At 53.6% G+C, this 1449-nt stretch carries 1 protein-coding gene; it reads right to left on the bottom strand.

Annotated features, from left to right (window positions below):
* Positions 1–30: 30 nt before the first annotated feature.
* Positions 31–1305, bottom strand: a complete 1275-nt coding sequence (locus tag AC1RQI_RS16835) for a hypothetical protein (protein WP_481905767.1) — start codon at positions 1303–1305, stop codon at positions 31–33.
* Positions 1306–1449: the final 144 nt, after the last annotated feature.

Genomic DNA, 1449 nt, shown 5'->3' with positions numbered 1-1449 from the left:
GGTGTTGGTTCGTGTGTAGAGGCTTGAATTCTAACACTTTAAGCCGCTTTTTCCTTCCTTCTCATGAGAAATCCGGGTTAGGTGATCGAGGTTCGGTGCCAGGCTCCACTCCTCGGTCAGCTGCGCTTCGATGGTTATCCGTCCGAGCAAATTGAGAGAGCGGGATAGGCGCATCGACAGCCATACGAGTGCGGCACCAAGCTGCTCAATGGGATCTAAGGCATTCAAGGTTTTGCCGACCCAGTCGTCGATGGCATCAAGTTCACCTGGCAGTGGTCGGTCATAGGACCACGGTAGGCTGTGAGCGAGCTCGGCCGTTTGTATGAAAACGCTACCTGAGGATAGAACTTGTTCGGCCGGGGTGTCGGTAGGATCAATCTCAACGAGGAAAGAAGACTGCTGGTCTTCATCGTCGTTCGTGGGCTCAGTGATGACCTCGAATTCGGTGTCGGTGCTCTCGGAGCGGAACGTAACCTTGGGGGCCGCTGTCCCGCTAGGCTTGCGAAGGTGGGTTGTCTTATAGGCAGTGGCAGTTCGATCCTGGATCGGATCACAGATGCCCTTGGCAATAGCGATCAAATTATTGAGGAATCCGCGATTGCTTCTACCGGTAATCTCCCCGTGCAATTGGCCAGCGGCATTGCGTACCGCATTGGTGAAGCGATCGAACGAGGCTTCTCGGGTCCCCATTAATTGCCTTGCTCGGACAAGGACTTGGTCGACCACTTCCCATCTTGGGTCGTCTGAGTCAAGAATGAGATAGCGCGCCACAGTACTGATCGCGCTATCGGCTGGACAGTCATGTTGTACGACGCGCTCAGCAGCCTGCATGACGAGCCAAAGGCGCAGTCGGCGCCTCTCGGTGTAAAGCTGTTCATCCCGGGGGTGGGCAAGCGGCTGCGTGATCAGGGTCAGCAGAAACGTTTGCTTCTCCAGGTTGTGAAATTTGTTTCTGGTCCGTTGGGCTGAGCCCTCATGACTTAGCGAATCTCGTGAGCTCTTAGGGGTAAAGCGGGCGCAGAATGCCTTCGCGAATCGATCAAACTGCCAGGCAATAGTGTGGGAGTCCCAGCTTTCAAGTGTCTTAAGAGACTCCGGGTGAGAAAGTTCGTTGACGAGGTTTCTAATGCCTAAGGTCCGCTCATCGAGACCAAGAATGAGATAGGCGACTTCCAGAGTGTTCTCGAGATTTTGATGTACTGCCCAGGCACATTGGTCTGCAAAACGTTCCCCGAGCCGCTGGGTGAGTTCTTTAGTTTTTTCGTCATCGTCGCTATGCAAATCAGCGGCACCCACTTCTGTCATCAATCCTGTTCGTTATCTATTTTTGCTGCCGGTAGCATAGCGGAATAAGCGCGGGTGAGAGAAAGATTTGAGTTATTGTCAAATCTGGTGTATGACCATCAGGCGGCGCTCCTGTCAGATTGATCGTCCACCCGCTCTCCATCC

The sequence above is a fragment of the Salicola sp. AFF1 genome (genome assembly GCF_056783195.1).
Note: the sequence above shows the minus strand (reverse complement) of the source record. Positions and strands in the feature narration are given on the sequence as shown.

Coding starts and splice junctions, on each gene's coding strand:
- AC1RQI_RS16835 (WP_481905767.1), bottom strand. CDS start 1,305: ATGACAGAAGTGGGTGCCGCTGATTTGCATAGCGACGATGACGAAAAA.